This is a genomic window from Carbonicoccus niuqiaonis (assembly GCF_050157065.1).
In the GTDB taxonomy this organism is placed as follows: Bacteria; Actinomycetota; Actinomycetes; order Propionibacteriales; family Propionibacteriaceae; genus Avipropionibacterium.
The window spans coordinates 2,302,199-2,317,956 of sequence record NZ_CP189573.1 but is presented as its reverse complement, the minus strand read 5'-3'; the positions used below and the strand labels follow the sequence as shown (position 1 = coordinate 2,317,956).

Annotated in this window: 11 protein-coding genes and 2 pseudogenes; 6 read left to right on the top strand and 7 right to left on the bottom strand. The window is 68.6% G+C overall.

Translation table 11 applies throughout. The features are described 5' to 3' along the window. Positions 1–47: 47 nt before the first annotated feature. The gene (locus tag ACQBAU_RS10580) at positions 48–521 is read right to left on the bottom strand and encodes a DUF2752 domain-containing protein (RefSeq protein WP_434549104.1); all 474 of its coding nucleotides are present in this window, start codon (positions 519–521) and stop codon (positions 48–50) included. A gap of 227 nt (positions 522–748) precedes the next feature. Between ACQBAU_RS10580 and nrdR the strand changes: the two genes are divergently transcribed. Together nrdR and ACQBAU_RS10570 are read left to right on the top strand one after the other, a co-directional pair. Then, the gene (gene nrdR / locus ACQBAU_RS10575) at positions 749–1,315 is read left to right on the top strand and encodes a transcriptional regulator NrdR (RefSeq protein ID WP_465256772.1); all 567 of its coding nucleotides are present in this window, start codon (positions 749–751) and stop codon (positions 1,313–1,315) included. A gap of 250 nt (positions 1,316–1,565) precedes the next feature. Then, positions 1,566–4,586 carry a vitamin B12-dependent ribonucleotide reductase gene (locus tag ACQBAU_RS10570; protein WP_465256773.1) on the top strand — a complete coding sequence of 1,007 codons (3,021 nt, stop codon included), beginning with the start codon at positions 1,566–1,568 and terminating at the stop codon, positions 4,584–4,586. Positions 4,587–4,716: 130 nt separating this feature from the next. Here the strand turns inward: ACQBAU_RS10570 and ACQBAU_RS10565 are convergent, their stop codons facing one another. After that, positions 4,717–5,307, bottom strand: a complete 591-nt coding sequence (locus ACQBAU_RS10565) for a TetR/AcrR family transcriptional regulator (RefSeq protein ID WP_434549101.1) — start codon at positions 5,305–5,307, stop codon at positions 4,717–4,719. Between the two features lie 73 nt (positions 5,308–5,380). Here ACQBAU_RS10565 and ACQBAU_RS10560 point away from each other — a divergent pair, with 73 nt between their 5' ends. Then, positions 5,381–6,808 carry an MFS transporter gene (locus ACQBAU_RS10560; protein ID WP_434549100.1) on the top strand — a complete coding sequence of 476 codons (1,428 nt, stop codon included), beginning with the start codon at positions 5,381–5,383 and terminating at the stop codon, positions 6,806–6,808. Positions 6,809–6,876: 68 nt separating this feature from the next. Here the strand turns inward: ACQBAU_RS10560 and ACQBAU_RS10555 are convergent, their stop codons facing one another. Further along, positions 6,877–7,011, bottom strand: a complete 135-nt coding sequence (locus ACQBAU_RS10555) for a methionine/alanine import family NSS transporter small subunit (protein ID WP_434549099.1) — start codon at positions 7,009–7,011, stop codon at positions 6,877–6,879. Beyond that, on the bottom strand, positions 7,008–7,532 hold the full coding sequence (locus tag ACQBAU_RS10550) for a hypothetical protein (RefSeq protein WP_465259357.1): 525 nt from the start codon (positions 7,530–7,532) through the stop codon (positions 7,008–7,010). Before ACQBAU_RS10550 ends, ACQBAU_RS10555 begins: the two co-directional genes overlap by 4 nt. Positions 7,533–7,665: 133 nt before the next feature. On the opposite strand from ACQBAU_RS10550, the gene ACQBAU_RS10545 reads away from it, so the two are divergent. Then, positions 7,666–8,151 carry a DinB family protein gene (locus tag ACQBAU_RS10545; protein WP_465256704.1) on the top strand — a complete coding sequence of 162 codons (486 nt, stop codon included), beginning with the start codon at positions 7,666–7,668 and terminating at the stop codon, positions 8,149–8,151. Positions 8,152–8,176: 25 nt separating this feature from the next. Here ACQBAU_RS10545 and istB read toward each other — a convergent pair whose 3' ends face one another. The 3 genes and pseudogenes from istB to ACQBAU_RS10530 all read right to left on the bottom strand — a co-directional run. After that, the gene (istB, locus tag ACQBAU_RS10540) at positions 8,177–8,977 is read right to left on the bottom strand and encodes an IS21-like element helper ATPase IstB (protein ID WP_465256703.1); all 801 of its coding nucleotides are present in this window, start codon (positions 8,975–8,977) and stop codon (positions 8,177–8,179) included. Next, positions 8,977–10,663 (bottom strand): annotated as a pseudogene (istA, locus tag ACQBAU_RS10535) (IS21 family transposase). Before istA ends, istB begins: the two are co-directional and overlap by 1 nt. 142 nt (positions 10,664–10,805) lie before the next feature. After that, positions 10,806–11,822 (bottom strand): annotated as a pseudogene (locus ACQBAU_RS10530) (sodium-dependent transporter); the annotation flags it as partial. 161 nt (positions 11,823–11,983) lie between these two features. On the opposite strand from ACQBAU_RS10530, the gene ACQBAU_RS10525 reads away from it, so the two are divergent. Together ACQBAU_RS10525 and ACQBAU_RS10520 are read left to right on the top strand one after the other, a co-directional pair. Continuing rightward, positions 11,984–13,276, top strand: coding sequence for a serpin family protein (locus tag ACQBAU_RS10525; RefSeq protein ID WP_465256701.1), 1,293 nt, complete (start codon positions 11,984–11,986; stop codon positions 13,274–13,276). Positions 13,277–13,413: 137 nt separating this feature from the next. Then, positions 13,414–15,729, top strand: a complete 2,316-nt coding sequence (locus tag ACQBAU_RS10520) for a SpoIID/LytB domain-containing protein (RefSeq protein ID WP_465259356.1) — start codon at positions 13,414–13,416, stop codon at positions 15,727–15,729. Positions 15,730–15,758 lie beyond the last annotated feature (29 nt).

Sequence of the window (15,758 nt, the reverse complement as noted above, 5' to 3'; positions counted from 1 at the left end):
GGTCTCGGGGCACGGGGTGTCAGGACGCGGGTCTCAGGGCAGGGGTGTCAGGGCAGGGGGCCCAGCACGATGTTGCGGAACAGCGTCCACAGCACCAGCACGACACCGACCGCGATGCTGGCCGAGCCCGGAGTCACCCGGACGGGCAGCCGTCCGGCGAGTCCCGAGGTCGCCTCGGCGAGTTGCCGTCGGCGCCCCGTCAAGGTGGTGACCACCAGGGCGACGCCCACGAGTGCGGCCAGGCCGAGTCCGACGAAGGCCAGCGGGTTGTACCAGAACGCGGCCGTCACGTCGCCGGTGAGCAGCGCGGCCCCGAGTCGGGTGCCGCCGCAGAGGGGGCAGTCCCACCCGAAGATCCCTCGGAACCAGCAGGGGATCCCCAGGCCGGTCGCCCGGTACACCGCACTTGCCGCCAGGCCGAAGACGCCGGTGGCGGCCAGGGCGAGCAGCGGCGCGTCGACCAGTCCGCGCGCGGCGGCGGCGTTGCGCGGCGGTCGGCGGAGTGCTCGTGGGCTGGTCACCGCACCAGTATCGCCCGGCCACCGCATCGGCCGTGCGCCACGACTCCCGACTCGTCGTCCCCAACACTTGCTTTAGTTGCCGAGTGGGCCTAGGTTGTCCATATCTAGTAGTTACACCGCTGTGCTTCATCCACAGGTTGTGGTCGGTGATGCACAGCCTTCCACAACAAGATCACAGCACCACCCACAGGTCCATCCACAGGACGACGTCGAGAGGAGTCGGAGCCATGCACTGTCCCTACTGTCGCAACACCGACTCCCGAGTCCTCGACTCGCGGGTCGTGGAGGACGGCGCGGCGATCCGCCGGCGCCGCCAGTGCCCCGACTGTGAGCGACGGTTCACCACGATCGAGCAGACCCAGCTGGCCGTGGTGAAGCGGTCCGGTGTGGTCGAGCCGTTCAATCGGCAGAAGGTGGTCAACGGGGTCGGCAAGGCGTGCAAGGGGCGCCCCGTCACCGAGGACCAGTTGGCGCTGTTGGCGCAGAAGGTGGAGGAGGCCCTGCGCGCTTCCGGCCAGGCGGAGGTGCCGGCCGACGAGGTCGGCGTCGCCATCCTCGGGCCGCTGCGGGCACTCGACCAAGTGGCCTACCTCCGGTTCGCGAGCGTCTACCGGCAGTACGAGAGCGTCGAGGACTTCGAGTCCGAGATCGCACTGCTGCGGATGGACCCGCCCGGCCAGAGCGATCTGCTGACCGACCCCCACCAGGCGGAGTTGCCGGTCAACCGGTCGACCCGCAGCGGTCCGGCGCCGGCGACGGCCCCGCCGGTGATGGCGCAGCGAGGCGCCCCCTAGTTCCCGGGCCGGGCGCTGGAGTTGGGGAAGACTCCGGCGCCCGGTCCGGCCAGACCACGCCCACGGGCAACGGCCGCACGGCCCACAACAGCATCACCGGTGGGATCCACACCAGGGGCCCAGCACACAACAGCCCAGCACACAACAGCCCGGCCACAACAGCATCGAGCAGTACCCGTACGACATCAACCACGCACCACATCAACCACGCGTCACCCGGCCACTGCCCGGTCACCGCAGAGAGGGAGCCATGACAGAGACCACCCGCACCGATCCGAGGACGAGTCCGGCCGGCAAGGGCCTGACGATCGAGCGCGTCTTCACCACCGATGGCGTTCACCCCTACGACGAGGTCACCTGGGAGCGTCGTGACATCGTCCAGACCAACTGGAAGACCGGCGCCACCGTGTTCGAGCAGCGGGGTGTCGAGTTCCCCGACTTCTGGAGCATGAACGCCTCGACGATCGTCACCACCAAGTACTTCCGCGGTGCCCTCGGCACGCCGGTCCGTGAGCAGGGCCTCAAGCAGCTCATCGACCGCGTCGTGAAGACGTACCGTGCCTCGGGCGAGGAGAACGGCTACTTCGCCACCCCGGCCGACGCCGAGATCTTCGAGCACGAGATCACCTGGATGCTGCTGCACCAGCACTTCTCGTTCAACTCGCCGGTGTGGTTCAACGTCGGCACGCAGAGCCCGCAGCAGGTCAGCGCCTGCTTCATCCTCGCCGTCGACGACTCGATGGACTCCATCCTCAACTGGTACAAGGAGGAGGGCTTCATCTTCAAGGGCGGCTCCGGTGCCGGTCTGAACCTGTCGCGGATCCGGTCCAGCAAGGAGTTGCTGAGCTCCGGCGGTACGGCCAGCGGCCCGGTCTCGTTCATGCGCGGGGCCGACGCCAGCGCCGGGACCATCAAGTCCGGGGGTGCCACGCGGCGTGCCGCGAAGATGGTCGTGCTGGACGTCGACCACCCCGACATCGAGGAGTTCGTCGAGACCAAGGCGCGCGAGGAGGACAAGATCCGCGCGCTGCGCGACGCCGGCTTCGACATGGACCTGGGCGGCAAGGACATCACGTCGGTGCAGTACCAGAACGCCAACAACTCGGTACGGGTGACCGACACGTTCATGACCGCGGTCGAGAACGGCACCGAGTTCGGCCTCACCTCCCGTACCGACGGTTCGGTGATCGAGACCGTCGACGCCCGTGAGCTGTTCGACAAGATCGCCAAGGCTGCCTGGGAGTGCGCCGATCCGGGCATCCAGTACGACGACACGATCAACGACTGGCACACCAACCCCGAGAGCGGCCGCATCACCGCGTCCAACCCGTGCTCGGAGTACATGAGCCTCGACAACAGCTCCTGCAACCTGGCCAGCCTCAACCTGCTCAAGTTCCTGAACGAGGACGGCACGTTCGCCGCCGAGACGTTCGTCAAGGCTGTCGAGCTGGTGATCACGGCGATGGACATCTCCATCTGTTTCGCCGACTTCCCGACCGAGCCGATCGGGGAGACCACGCGCAACTACCGCCAGCTCGGCATCGGGTACGCCAACCTCGGTGCGCTGCTGATGGCCACCGGTCACGGCTACGACTCCGAGGGTGGCCGGACCTTCGCTGCTGCGATCACTTCGCTGATGACCGGCACCTCGTACCGTCGCTCGGCCGAACTCGCCGGCATCGTCGGCGCGTACAACGGGTACGCCCGCAACGCCGAGGCCCACAAGCGTGTGATGCGCAAGCACCAGGCGGCCAACGACTCGGTGAAGCCGCTGTCGGCCATCGACCAGAAGGTGCACCAGGCGGCCAGCGCCGAGTGGGCCAAGGTGATCAAGATCGGTGAGGCCAACGGCTACCGCAACGCGCAGGCCAGTGTGCTCGCGCCGACCGGCACCATCGGCTTCATGATGGACTGCGACACCACCGGCGTGGAGCCCGACTTCTCGCTGGTGAAGTTCAAGAAGCTCGTCGGCGGCGGTTCGATGCAGATCGTCAACAACACCATCCCGATGGCGCTCGACCGGCTCGGCTACACCACCGAGACCGCCGAGGCGATCGTGGAGTACATCGCCGAGCACGGCCACGTGATCGACGCGCCGGGGCTGAAGACCGAGCACTACGAGGTCTTCGACTGCGCGATGGGTGCCCGGGCGATCAAGCCGATGGGTCACGTACGGATGATGGCGGCCGTGCAGCCGTTCCTGTCCGGTGCCATCTCCAAGACCGTCAACCTGCCGGAGTCGGCGACCGTCGAGGAGATCGGCGACGTCTACCTGCAGGGCTGGAAGCTCGGCCTGAAGGCACTCGCGGTCTACCGCGACAACTGCAAGGTCGGCCAGCCGCTGTCGGACGCGAAGGCCAAGAGCGCGGACAAGATCGAGGAGGAGATCGAGGTCAAGGCCGCCGAGCTCGCGGCCGAGAAGACCCGGACCGAGTACCGGCCGGTCCGCAAGCGGCTGCCGAAGTCGCGGGCGAGCCGGACCACGTCGTTCACCGTCGGCGGTGCCGAGGGCTACATGACCTCCGGCTCCTACCCCGACAACGGCTTGGGCGAGGTGTTCCTCAAGCTCGGCAAGCAGGGGTCCACCCTGGCCGGGGTGATGGACGCGTTCTCGATCGCGATCTCGATCAGCCTGCAGTACGGGGTGCCGCTCGAGACGTTCGTGCAGAAGTTCACCAACATGAAGTTCGAGCCCGCCGGGCTGACCGACGACCCCGACATCCGGATGTCGCAGTCGATCATGGACTACATCTTCCGCCGGTTGGCGCTGGACTACATGTCCTTCGACGAGCGGGCCGAGCTGGGCATCCACACCGCCGCCGAGCGGGCGCGGTACGTGGAGACCGGGTCCTACCTGGAGCCGGAGCCGGTGGAGTCGGAGTCGGAGTCGCTGCGCAACGACGCCGCTGACGAAGTCGACACCGATGCGCTGAGCGCCCGGTCCGACCAGGCCCGTACGTCCGACCAGGCCCGTACGTCGGACCAGGCCGGTGCCTCCGCGCAGGCGGGTGGGGCGGCGAAGGCTGCTGCACCCGAGGTAAAGCCGACCCCGGAGGCCAAGGTCGCCGAGCCGGTGGCCGAGCGTCCGGTCGAGGCACCCGCCGCGGCGGAGCCGGCTCCGAGTACGGCTCACACCACGGCTGAGCTGATGGAGTCGATCTCCGGCAGCACCGTGGACGCCCCGCTCTGCTTCACCTGCGGGACGAAGATGCGGCCGAGCGGTTCCTGCTACGTCTGCGAGGGTTGCGGTTCGACCAGCGGCTGCAGCTGACACCGAGCCGCAGACGCAACAGACACGACAGGCTGCCCGTCCCGGTCTCCGGGGCGGGCAGCCTCTTCTTGTGCCGGGTGCGGCATCCGGCCCTTCACACCTTGTTCATCGACGACAGGTCACCACCACATCAGGTGCGGTCGATGGTGAGCGCTGCCAGCAGGGTGGTCCTGATCAGGTCCGGTGCATGCTCGGCCGAGAGTTCCCCGCGGTGCGCGGCGGCCGATGCGGCGTGGAGGACGCCTTGGATGGTCGTCACCTGCCAGGTCACCGGCATGTCCTTGCGGACGACGCCCTCGCGTCGTCCCCGGCGGAGCAGTCTGGTCATCCGCTGCGTCGGCTTGTCATGCGCTTGGCGCAGGTCGCGGTCGGGCATCGCCGCTTGGGCAGCGAGGACCAGGCCGCGATAGCGGTGTGTGACCTGCCAGCTGGCTTCGAGCAGTCGCCCGAGAGCCAGTCGTGCGTCGCCCTCGAGGTCAACCGCGTCCAGTAGTGCGTCCGAGTCCCGCATCACCCGCTCCACCACCTGTCCCACGAGTGCCGCGCGGGTGGGGAAGTGTCCGTACAGCGTGACCCGGCCGACCCCGGCGGCGGAGGCGATGTCGCTGATGCTCGCGTCCGGGTCGACGGCCAGGCACTCCGTGGCGGCATCCAGGATGGCGGCGATGTTCTTGCGCGCATCGGCTCGTCGGGGGGCGGAGGTTCCGGTGGTGGAGGCCATACAGAAATCATACACACCTGTTCAGGTTGTGGTAGAACATGAACACCACTGTTCAAGTTACTCAGGAGCCACCATGGCCGAGACGTCCACCCGCCAGCCACCCACCGACGAGCCACCCACCGACGAGCCACCCACCGACGAGTCATCCACGAGCAGGAATCCACGCCGCTGGCGGGTCCTCGGTCTGCTCGCCGTGGCGCAATTCATGCTGATCCTCGACATCACCGTCGTCACCGTGGCGATCCCCGATCTGGGCGCCGACCTCGGGATGGGGCGAGCGGCCCTCACCTGGGTGATGAGCGCCTACACCCTGGCCTTCGGCGGACTGATGTTGTTGGCCGGCCGGGCCGCCGACGTCGTCGGTCCCCGTCCCCTGGTGCTGGCCGGACTCGCGCTGTTCACCGTCGCCTCACTCGCCGTCGGACTTGCTCCGTCCGGTGAGGTGGTGATCGGCGCCCGGGTGGCCCAGGGAGTCGGCGCCGCCATGCTGTCACCAGCAGCCCTCTCGGTCGTGGTCCGCCTGTTCGACGGCGAGGAGCGCAACAAGGCGCTCGGCATCTGGTCCTCGCTCGGTGGCGTGGGCGCCGCCGCCGGTGTCCTGGTCGGCGGCCTGCTGACCGGCGGGCCCGGCTGGGAGTGGGTGTTCTTCGTCAACGTCCCGGTCGGCGTCGCGCTGTTGGTGGCGCTGCGACTGCTGATGCCGCCGATGCCGCCGTGGGCCGCCGGCGCGCGGCTGGACGTCGTCGGTGCGGTGCTGGTGACATCGGCGACGTTGCTGGTGATCTACGGCTTCATCGGCGCCGGCGAACACGGCTGGGGCAGTGCCTTCACGCTCGGGTTCCTTGCCGCCGGAGTGGCGGTCTACGGAGCCGTGGCCTTCCACCTGAAGCGCTCGGCGGCGCCACTGGTCGACCCGCGCCTGCTCACCCGCCGCCCGGTGCTGGCCGGCACGTTCGTGCTCTTCGTCGCCACCGGGCTCATGGTGGCGGTCTTCTTCCTCGGCACGTTCTACCTGCAGCAGGCCCGGGGCCATGGCCCGCTCGTCACCGGGCTGCTGTTCCTGCCGGTCGCCCTGGCCACCATGGCCGGGGCACAGGTCGGTGGTCGGCTGATCGGACGCATCGGAGCGCGCACGCTCGGTGTGGCCGCGCTGCTGGTCGCCGCCGCCGGGCTCCTGGTGCCGGCGCTGAGCCTGAGCACGCTCACCACCGTGGCTGCGGTGAGCATCGGCTCAGCCGGCCTGGGCGCACTGTTCGTGGTTGCCGCGGCCACCGCGCTCGGCCAGGTCGCGCCGGAGGATGCCGGCATCGCGTCGGGCGTGCTCAACACCAGCCACGAGTTCGGCTCCTCGGCCGGGGCCGCCGTGATCTCCGGGGTGGTCGCCGCAAGCCTGGTGGCGGGCACCGACGTCGGGTTCGCGCGCGGCTACCTGGTCGCAGCGGTGGTCGCCGCCGTGTCCGCCGTGGTCGCTGCCATGCTGGTCCCCGGGAAGCCCCGGTGACCGGCACCGCGTCCACCGGTGCGGTCGGCAGCATGCCGCGGGCCAGGCCACCGGCGGAGGGGGCCGAATCAGCTCTGCGGTCCGTGGCGCGGTTCGGTCGGGTTGGCGGGGGAGCGGAAGCTCAGGTTGAGGATGGCCAGCGTCAGCCCGCCCCACAACACCACGATCGCAATGATCATCATCACGATGGATGTGGCGCTCATCGGGTCACCTCCTCCGGGTCGACGGTCGGCAACGTCAACGCGTCATCCTTGCGCCACGGCACCAGGACGAACAGGAAGCCGATCACGATCACACCGCCGGCGACGCCCCAGCCCAGCAGCCCGATCAGCCAGACCGGGTAGCCCTCGTACGGCTCGGTGGCGTCCGTCCACAGACCCTGGATCAGGCTGACGCCGAGCACGATCGGGGTGACGACGCCCAGCAACACGGTCCACCAGCGGCCCAGGCGGAACGATCCGTACTGGTTCAGGTGGTCCCGCAGGACCGGGATGGCTCGCACGATCCAGGTGATCAGCAGCATGCTGACGATGGCGACGAGCAGGATGCCGAAGTTGTTGATGAAGTGGTCGAGGATGTCGAGGGCGTACAGCGCGGTGTCGGTCCCGAGCAGCAGGACGCTGACCACGGCCATCGGGAGCATCACGATCAGGACGGCCGGTGTGCGCTTCAGTTCGAACTTGTCACGGACCGAGCTGATCACCACCTCCACGATGCTGATCATGGAGGTGATCCCCGCCAGGATGAGTGTGTCAAGCTGAAGTGGCCCCGAGTTGACGGTCTGATCTGGCCCCGATCGGGCACGTGGTGCGCATGCGTGTGTGGCGGGTTCTGGGTGCCATGCCTAGAGTTCGGGCATGGATGGCACCGAGCAGGTGATCGTCGACTTCCGGTCGTCGTGGCAGTTCGTGCGGGGACTGACGCGGGACTTTGTGGAGCAAACTCCTCAGGATCGTTACGCTTTCTCACCTCACGCCCGTTTCGGGTCGATGGATCGCCAGTTCCGACATGTTCTGCAGGTCACTGACCTGTATACGGACACTCTGAGGTCGCGGGTCCTTTCGATGCCTACCAAGTTCGCTCGATACGGCGGCAGCCTTGACCGGGACGACTTGCTCGCCGGCTTGGAGCGTGCGGACGCGGAGCTGTCCGCAGTTGTTGATGAGCTGGGAGCAGAGGCGGTTGCTGCCAACTACCAGTTCGGGGACACGGCGATGGGGATTGGAGAGCTGTTCGACGTCTTCATCGAGCACGAGGCCAACCACCACGGTCTTTGGTCTGCCTATGCAGCGGTCGGTGGGTGGTCGACCCCGGAAAGTTGGCGGGACGCCTGGGACCTCTGACTTCAGTGCTCTCTGCCTGCTCTGACTATCTCGCTCGACTGTGGGCGAGTCGGTAGGAGTGGGTGCCGGTTTCGATGATGGTGCCGTGGTAGGTGAGGCGGTCGACGATGGCTGCGCATAGGCGTGGGTCGGTGAAGGTGTGGGTCCAGCCGGAGAAGGATTGGTTGGAGGCGATGGCGATGCTGTTCTTCTCTTCGCGTTCGGTGAGGACTTGGAAGAGGAGTTCGGCGCCGCGGCGGCCTAGTTCCATGTAGCCGAGTTCGTCGATGATGAGTAGGTCGACGCGGCCGTAGCGGGCGATGGTCTTGGCCAGGGTCTTCTCGTCGGCGGCTTCGACGAGTTCGTTCACGAGCCGGGTGGCGAGGGTGTAGCGGACGCGGTGGCCCGCTTCGGCGGCTGCGGTGCCCAGGCCGATGAGTAGGTGGGATTTGCCGGTGCCGGAGTCTCCGATGAGGCAGAGTGGTTCGCCGCGGCGGATCCAGTCACAGGTGGCGAGCTGGTGGATGGTCGCGGGTTCGATGGCGGGGTTGGCGTCGAAGTCGAAGTCACCGAGCCATTTCTGGCGTGGGAACTGTGCGGCTTTGACTCGGCGGGCGGAGGAGCGGCGGTCGCGGTCGTCGACCTCGGCTAGCAGCAGCTCGGCTAGGAACCCGGGGTAGGACAGTTGCTCCTTGACCGCTGCGGTGATTGCTTCGTCGAGGACGCCGCGGATGGTGGGCAGCCGCAGCCGGCGGCAGGCTTGGTCGACGGCGGCGAGGGCGGCCTCCTCGGTCAGACCACGGCGGCGGCGCAGGGTCGTGCTGGTCGGGGTGGGTGTGGTCGGCATCAGCTGCTCGCTCTCGACAGGTCGTCATCAACCGCGGTCCTGGCGGCTGCTGCTCGGCGGGGTAGTAGTTGGTCGTAGGCGGCCACCGAGGGCAACGGCCGCGTATCCGCCGGGAGCCCGGCGATCACCGCGGCCGGGTCCGCCAGCCGTCGTTGGGTCAGGGAGACAACACGCTGCTCAAACACCGCGGGTCGAGCAGCGGGTTGACGGTCCGTGTTGGCCCCACCCGTGGCGGTGTGGTGGCGGCGTGCCTCGACAGCCACGACTTCGGCTGAGACCGCCCCGACGGTCAGTGCTGCGCTGATCCCAGCGGTCACGGCCTCGGCAGGTAGCGAGCGGTGCAGTAGTAGGACGTCGTCGATGAGTTCGCGGGTGCCGTCGGCGTCGCCGTTGACTTTCCTCGCCTCGGCCCAGAACGCCTCATGCGCTGAGGTGAACGCACGCACCGGTCGCGCGGGCGGCCGCCAACGCGGTCGACCCTGGCAGTGCGCCGGGCTTGACACGTAGGACCTCGAGGTAGTGGTCCAGGTCCACCACGTGCCCGCCGCGGGAGGCGACCCGGCGGTGGGTGGCGACCAGGGTGTGGCCGTCGTAGACCGCCAGGTGCGAGGCTCGCAGGCTGACGCGGACCTTGCGGCCGATCAGGTGCGCGGGCACCGAGTACCTCATCATCCGGACCGTGATCATCGCCGAGCGGTCGACCCGCGGATGCAGCACCAGCCCCGGCTCGAACCGCTCCACCGGCAACGGCCCGAGCTGCACCTTCTCGGTTTGGTAGTCGGCGCCGACCGTGGAGCTCTTTCCCGCCAGGCGGCGTGCCTCGTCGGCGGTCTCCCAGTCGCGGATGAGGTCGTTGAGCTCGTCCAGGGTGTCCACGGCGGGCATGGGGGTGAGGTGGTTGCGGCGGAACCAGCCGACCTCGCCCTCGACGCCGCCCTTCTCGTGCGCGCCGGCGATGCCGGGCTGGCAGTAGAACGCATCGAAGCCGTAGTGCGAGCAGAACAGCACCCACCGTTGGTTCTCCTGGCGGCGGCGGTCCTTGCCATGCAGCACCGTCGTGACCGCGCTGGAGAGGTTGTCGTACCGGATGTGCCGTGTCGGTACCCCGCCCAGGGTCTGGAACGCCTCGATGTGTCCTTCCAGGAACGCCTCCTGGCCGCAGGTCGGATAGACCCGGTGGATCGCCTTCCCGGAGTAGGAGAGCCGGAACACGAACATGTGGCACTTGGTCTTCACCCCGGCCAGCACCACCCACACCTCACCGAAGTCGACCTCCGCCTCCGCGCCCGGGGCGTGCTGCTGCGGCACGAACACCTCCACCCGACGCCCCGCCTCCAGATCGATCTGCGCGCGCCGGACCCGCACGTAGTCGCGGACCGTGGAGTACGACAGCTCAGCAGCGTCGTGCTCGTCGACCAGGCGGGCCAGGATCCGGGTGGCGGTGTGCCGCTGCTTACGCGGCGCGTCCAGATCCGAACGCAGCATCTCGTCGATCGCTACCCGGTACGGGTCCAGCCGTGGCGCAGCACGCACCGGCACCTTCCGAGCCGGCGGTGCCGCTGACGTCAGCGCCTGCCGCACCGTACGCCGGTGCACCCCATGCCGGGCCGCCAACGCGCGTATCGAGAGACCCTCCACCCGTGCGTCCCGCCGGATCGCCGCGAACAACTCCACCCGTGACTCCATCCCTACCCCACTTCCTCGAACCAGCAGTGAGGCCAGGCTCGGGTGGGGCCAGATCAAACCGTCGCAACCACCCCCGCGCGTCGCGGCCGGGGCCAGATCAGACCGTCACGGTGGGGCCAGACCAACCTGCCAGAGTCACCAGGATCAGCGAGGCGAAGAACAGGATGCCGATCACCGGGCCGCCGGGTGCCTGGCTGATGATCGCGGGGAAGGCGATGAAGGCGAGGCCGATGCTGCTGGAGACGACCACCTCGCTCACCGGCGCATCACTCGCCTGGGCCATGAAGCCGAGGACCGCGAACACCCCGATGCCGGCGAGCAGTTCGAAGCTGGAGTTGGCGAACCCGGCGACCAGACCCGATCCGGTCATGTCGTTGCGCCGATTGACGTACGACGCGTACGTGATCATGATGCCGAAGCCGACGGAGAGCGAGAAGAAGATCTGCCCGAAGGCTGCGACCCACACGCCGGGGTCGAGCAGTGCCGCCCAGTTGGGGGTGAAGAAGGCGTCCAAGCCCGTGGCGGCCCCGGGCAGCATCAGCGCTTGGACCACCATCACCACGAACACCAGCACCAGGAGCGGAATGAAGATCACCGAGGTGGCTCCGACACCCTTCTGCACGCCGAGCAGCATCACCACGATCAGCACCACCCACACCGCCACCAGTGGCCACAGCAGGCCCGGGACGAAGTTCAGGCTCAGTCCGGGCTCGCCCGCCTGCAGGAAGGAGGAGCTGAAGAAGGCGTCGGGGTCGGCACCCCAGCCGCGATTGGCCGACAGCACCATGTAGGTGGCGGCCCAGCCGATGATGGCTGCGTAGTAGATCGAGATCACGACGCAGACACCCACCTGCCACCAGCCGATGCCCTCCAACTTGCGCGACAGCCGTGCCAGCGCGAGAGGTGGCGAACCGCGGAACTTGTGGCCGACCGCGTAGTCGAGGAAGAGGAACGGGATCCCGGCCACCAGCAACGCCACCAGGTAGGGGATCAGGAACGAGCCGCCACCGTTGTCGTAGGCCACGTGGGGGAAACGCCAGATGTTGCCGAGCCCGACGGCCGACCCGATCGCGGCCAGGATGAACACCCGCCGCGAGGAGAAGCCGCCGCGGCGGCTCTTCTCCTCGGCTGCCAAGCTTTCTTCAGTTGCCGTGGTCACGTCGAACCTCCTGGGTCCGGGGTGGAGTTGGCGCACAGGACGCGTCCTCCGCCCTCGCTGGCGGTCAGATCTGTGACTATGCCACCGAAGCCGCACGCTGGGAAGCACCGATGATGGCGATGCTGCGACAACCGTGAGTCCGTGTCGTGCGTGAATGGGGTATGCGCACTCCACTCCTCCTGGACCGCCGTACCCTGCTCGCCGGACTGGCCGGACTGGCCACGATGGGTCTCGTGACCAGTTGCACCTCGGGCAACGGCTCTGCCGCCGAGGCGCGCGTCGATACCGACCGCCGGGCACCCGGCGAACTGGCCGACGTCCCGGACACGGTTGCCTCGTTCACCTCACGCCTGACCCAAGGCGTCACCCAACCGGGGGCGAACCTGGTCGCCTCCCCGCTGTCGGTGCTGATCGCGCTGGCGATGACCCGCAACGGCGCCGCCGGGCAGACCGCCACCGAGATGGACGAGGTGTTGGAGGCGGCCGACCTGGCGGCGTTCAACGAGGGCGTCAACACGTTGAGCCAGGCCCTGAACGGTCGCAGCGGGACCTTCCAGCACAACGGGGAGGACGCCGAGGTCACCCTCAACATCGCAAACTCGCTGTGGTCACTGCCGGGCTACGAGTTCGAGGAGGCCTTCTTGACCACCTTGGCCGAGTTCTACGGAGCCGGGATGAACCTGGTCGACTTCGGCGGGGATCCGACCGGCTCGGCGGAAGCCATCAACGGCTGGACCAGTGACGCGACCGCGGGGAAGATCGAGCAGATCGTCGGCCCGGACGATCTGACCGCCGAGACCCGGCTGGTGCTGGTGAACGCGATCCACCTGAAGGCGCCGTGGCTGAAGCCGTTCTCCGAGGGCGCGACCGAGGCCCGACCGTTCACCCGCGCCGACGGTGAGGTCGTGCAGCCCGACACGATGGTCGGTTCGGCGGAGGCCTACCACGAGGACGCGGTGTGCCGGGCCGCGTCGAAGAAGTTCGTCGGGGAGCAGCTGGCGATGGCACTGGTCGAACCAACCGGCACCATCGACGACACCCTGGCGCACTGGGCCGACGGCGGGTTGATCACGCTGCTGGACGGCCTGGCACCGGCCCGGGTGGACCTGCAGCTGCCGAAGTGGACGTTGGAGTGGAAGGCCGAGCTCAAGGGGACACTCGGCGAACTGGGGATGCCGACCGCGATGACGGACCGGGCCGACTTCTCGGGGATGACCGAGACCGAACAGCTGATGATCGCGTTCATCCTGCACCGCGCCGTGATCGAGGTGGACGAGATCGGCGCGGAGGCGGCCGCGGCGACCGCAGTGGGCGCGGGGGTCACCAGCGCACCGGTCGACGAGCCGGAGAAGTTCGTCTTCGACAAGCCGTACCTGTACGTCATCCACGACGTGGAGACCCGGACCCCGTTGTTCATCGGTCGGGTCGAGGACCCGACCGTCGCGCAGGGCTGAGGGTCGCCGTGGGCCTGACTCCGTCCCACAAACCACACCAGCCACTGGCGTGTCGCGCTTGACGGGGTGCAGGATGGGTTGCGGAACGTTGTCGGGGTGAGTGGCCCCGGTCGTCGGACGGGGATGACATGGTGCGGTTGAGAGGCCTCGTGGCCCTGTGGCTGGCGGGACTGCTGGTGTTCACCGTCGCGCCGGCGTCCCCGGCACGGGCGGCCGAACAGACGGCCGTGCCGTACGACAACACCATCCGGTTCACCGGGGCCGGCTGGGGCCACGGCTGGGGGATGAGTCAGTACGGGGCCCTCGGCCAGGCGCGGCAGGGTCGGTCCTGGCAGCAGATCATGGCGTTCTACTACCCCGGCACGACCGTGACCAGCCTGCCCTCGGCCCAGCGGCAGATCCGGATCTGGATCACGTCCGACAATGACGCCAACACCGCCGCCGTGGCCATCCCGGGGCTGCGGCTGCGGCAGCTCGCCGGTGACGGCCATGCCGCCGGTACCTACACCTTCCGCAGCGATCCGGACGTGACCGGTTGGCGGGTGGGCCGCAACGCGGGCGGCTGGTACCTCGAGCAGCGCGACCGCAACAACGCGTGGCACGCGACGCCGGCGTGGGGGCTGCACCCCCAGGCCGTCGGGTGGGTCTTCGAGAACATTCCCACCGGACAGGTCGAGTTGATCAAGCCGTCGGGCACCCAACGGCTGCGTGGGTCGGTCGGCCTGACCCCCGACGGCAGCAACCTGCGGACCGTCAACGCGTTGCCGATGGAGTCCTACCTGCGCGGTGTCGTACCGGCGGAGATGCCGGCCACCTGGACGGCCGCCGCGGTACGGGCCCAGTCCGTCGCGGCCCGGACCTACGCCACCCGTCGTCTCCGCCCGGCCAGCCCGTACGACCTGTGCGACACCACGACCTGTCAGGTCTACCAAGGGGTCTCCGCCGAGCACCCGGGTGCCGATGCCGCGATCACCGCCACCGCGCACCAGATCCTGACCTACGGCGGACAGCCGATCGATGCCCTGTTCTCGTCATCCAACGGTGGCCACACCGTCGACGGGGGCCAGCCGTACCTGCCGGCGAAGCCCGACCCGTATGACGGGTACGTGCAGAACCAGACGTGGACGATGTCACTCACCCCGGCCGAGATCTCGGCGCGGGTCAACGTCGGCACACTGCGCGCCATCCGCGTGGAGCAACGCGACGGCGGGGGCCGGTTCGGCGGCCGCGTCGAACGGGTCATCATCGTCGGCTCCAGTCGGCAGGTGTCGCTGTCGGGTGCCGAGTTCCGGCGGGACATGGGGCTGCGGTCATCGTTGGTGCAGGTCACCGGTGGGCTGCGACCGGGGTCACCCAACCACCAGTTCTGGACCGGGGCCGGTGGGCAGGCCGGCTGGATCGGCGCTCCGACGCACAACGAGGAAGCGGTCGCCGGCGGGTCGATCGCGCGGATGGAGGGGGCCGACCTCCACCAGTCCGCGGGCACCGGCGCCCACGAGGTGCACGGCGCGATCCGGAACAAGTACTGGGCGGTGGCGGGACCGGCCCAGCTGGGGCTGGCGACCAGCAACGAGGTGCCGGGACACGTGTCGGGCCAGCTGGTCAGCAACTTCGCCAAGGGGGCGATCTACTGGGGCCCGTCGACGCAGGCGCGGTGGCTCAAGGGTGGCATCCTGTCGCGGTACCGCTCGCCCGGCATGGCCCAGATCATGGGCATGCCCACCAGCGACGAGATCCCCGGCCCACTGCCCGGGACGTTGATGGTGACGCTCACCAACGGAAACTTCTACTTCTCCCCGGTCACCGGGTCACGCGCCGTGCACGGCTCCATCCTGGCCAAGTACAAGGCGTCGAACGCGGCGGAACTGATCGGGTTGCCGACCAGTGACGAGATGCCGGGACACCTGCCCGGGCAGCGCATGAACACGTTCAGCGACGGCGCGATCTACTGGGGTCCGTCGACCCGGGCCCACATCCTGATCGGCGGCATCCTGGGCCGGTACCGGTCGGCGGGCATGGCCGAGATCATCGGTGCCCCGACCAGTGACGAGATCGACGGACCACTGCCCGGTTCCAGGATGGTGACGTTCACCAAGGGCAACTTCTACTTCTCCCCGCCGACCGGGTCGCGCGCCGTCCATGGCGCCATCCTGACCCGGTACAAGCAGGTCAACGGGCCGGCGCTGATCGGGCTCCCGATCAGCGACGAGATGGCCGGTGCCGTCCCGGGCTCGCGGAAGTCGCTCTTCGTCCGCGGCGGGATCTACTGGCGTCCGGGTGGTGCCAGGGTCGTGTCCGGTGCAGGCCATCGGACCTACGCGGACCTAGGGGCCGACCGCTCCCGGCTGGGTTGGCCGATCGCGGACACCACCACCGGGGCCACCCAGGTGTCCCGGTTCGAGCACGGTGTGATCACCTGCACCAGCGGTGGCTGCACCGTCTCGTACACCTGAGTCGTCTCGGACACCCGACCCGTCTCGCA

Excerpts from the sequence above, each read along its gene's own strand:
- ACQBAU_RS10570 (WP_465256773.1), top strand. The coding sequence starts at position 1,566 with ATGACAGAGACCACCCGCACCGATCCGAGGACGAGTCCGGCCGGCAAG.
- ACQBAU_RS10550 (WP_465259357.1), bottom strand. The coding sequence starts at position 7,532 with ATGATCAGCATCGTGGAGGTGGTGATCAGCTCGGTCCGTGACAAGTTC.
- istB (WP_465256703.1), bottom strand. The coding sequence starts at position 8,977 with ATGCCGACCACACCCACCCCGACCAGCACGACCCTGCGCCGCCGCCGT.
- ACQBAU_RS10565 (WP_434549101.1), bottom strand. The coding sequence starts at position 5,307 with ATGGCCTCCACCACCGGAACCTCCGCCCCCCGACGAGCCGATGCGCGC.
- ACQBAU_RS10555 (WP_434549099.1), bottom strand. The coding sequence starts at position 7,011 with ATGAGCGCCACATCCATCGTGATGATGATCATTGCGATCGTGGTGTTG.
- ACQBAU_RS10525 (WP_465256701.1), top strand. The coding sequence starts at position 11,984 with ATGCGCACTCCACTCCTCCTGGACCGCCGTACCCTGCTCGCCGGACTG.
- nrdR (WP_465256772.1), top strand. The coding sequence starts at position 749 with ATGCACTGTCCCTACTGTCGCAACACCGACTCCCGAGTCCTCGACTCG.
- ACQBAU_RS10545 (WP_465256704.1), top strand. The coding sequence starts at position 7,666 with ATGGATGGCACCGAGCAGGTGATCGTCGACTTCCGGTCGTCGTGGCAG.
- ACQBAU_RS10560 (WP_434549100.1), top strand. The coding sequence starts at position 5,381 with ATGGCCGAGACGTCCACCCGCCAGCCACCCACCGACGAGCCACCCACC.